General features: G+C 59.8%; 2 protein-coding genes. Both read right to left on the bottom strand.

The window, feature by feature from the left end; genetic code table 11:
- On the bottom strand, positions 1 to 887 hold an 887-nt coding region (locus tag WAW17_RS05705), incomplete at its 3' end, for a restriction endonuclease (protein ID WP_422332037.1).
- A gap of 23 nt (positions 888 to 910) precedes the next feature.
- Positions 911 to 1,628: restriction endonuclease subunit S (locus tag WAW17_RS05700; protein WP_422332036.1), on the bottom strand; the 718-nt coding region annotated here is incomplete at its 5' end.

Genomic DNA, 1,628 nt, shown 5'->3' with positions numbered 1-1,628 from the left:
AAGTAGTCCTCGTCGACCTCGACGACGGTGAATACTTCCCGTTTCTGTACGCCGATGCCGTACTTGATCATCAGCGACGCCAGCCGCGCTCCGTCGATCAGGATCACCCGGGTGGCGATGTTGCCCGCGTACTCCCGCGCGCCCTGGGAGAACTGGCTGGTGGTGATGAAGATGCCACGCGCGGCACCGACACCGTGCAAGGCACCCACGAAGGCCTGAATCTCCGGCCGGCCAACGGTGTTGTCCTGCGCATACCGCTTGGCCTGGACATAGATCCGGTCGAGACCCAAGGGGTCTTGGTCGATCACACCGTCTACCCCGCCATCCCCCGACCCTCCGATCCGGGAAGCCTGCCGCTCAGCACCGCCGTACCCCATCGCCACCAGCACATCGAGCACCGAGTGCTCCAGAAAGTCGGGGTGCTGCTCACGCAGGCGCTTGAGCAGATCCGCTGCCACATCACCATGCAAGCGCGCCACGCCGGACTCGATCTGCTCAAGCGGATCAGCATTGGTCTCGACCTCGGCGTCGACTACAGCCGCTGAAGCGGTCTTCGTCGGCACGTAGTCCTGGTACGCGGGGAGGCTCTTGAGAGTCTTCTCGTCCACACCGTCCGGATGAGAAGCAAGGATGGCCCGGCCAGCCTCCGTAATAGTGAACGTCGCCCGCGCTGGTTTCGACACCAACTCCGCACGATTGAGCCCGCTCAACGCCCAGCCAATCCGGTTGTCGGCACGACGCTGCCCGGAGGGCAGCAACTCTTCCCGTTGGTCCTGAGTCAGCCCAACGTGTTTGGAGACTGCATCATGCAGATTTCGCTTCCGCCATATTCCACCGTCGCTGAGTACTTCCAGCACCGGGGTGAGAAACCCGTACCAGACCGGCATCTCAGAGACCGGACCCGATGCCGTCACAGCTCACCACGGAATGCTCGCGACTGTAAAGAAGCGAAGAGGGAATCGAGCCCAGAGAGTGCGGCACGATGAAGGGTCTTCGCTTCCTCGACCCGGAGCGTCTTTTCGGCGAACTCCTTCTGCTGCGCAATAGGAGGAAGAGGTACTGGGAAGCTCTTGAGTTGTGTGCTGTTGATCGATGCGATTCCGGTGGTTTGCTTTGCGGATTTTAGGAAGTACGCCTTTCCTGTTCGACTTCCAATTGTCCAGTTCAGATAGGTCGCATTGAGATTTTCGGAATGAATCCGGACCCTGAATATGTGGTTCTGGTGGATGGCCTCGGCGATTTCTCCTCGCCAAAGCGTGCCGCGCCCAAGTTTGTCGGGATCGCCGCCCTCGGTGAGTAGTAGATCTTCGTACTGGAGGCGATATCTGTTGATTTCTGCCTCTGTGGCTTCGATTGTTTTAACCGTTGACAGATTGAGTGCCTTATCTTGGACATTGAGCACTGCCATGTAAGGAACTTCCCTCGTGGCTGCGCCCCGCAGTTTTCGTCCCTTGGTAAGACCTGACGAAACGTCCGCCAGGTCGGACAGCGGCGCGACGGGGTATGCACTCTGATCCTCGAACATGGCGATGAAGATCGACTGGGTCAGCTCGTCTAGCTGGGTGAGGGCCTCACGCCGCTTGCTGCGGAGTGCATCAGCGTGATCAAGGATCGCCGCGATCCGACGC

It is taken from the genome of Rhodococcus sp. (in: high G+C Gram-positive bacteria), assembly GCF_049286785.1.
Taxonomy (GTDB): domain Bacteria; phylum Actinomycetota; class Actinomycetes; order Mycobacteriales; family Mycobacteriaceae; genus Rhodococcus_F.
This window is presented reverse-complemented; position numbering and strand designations above follow the sequence as displayed.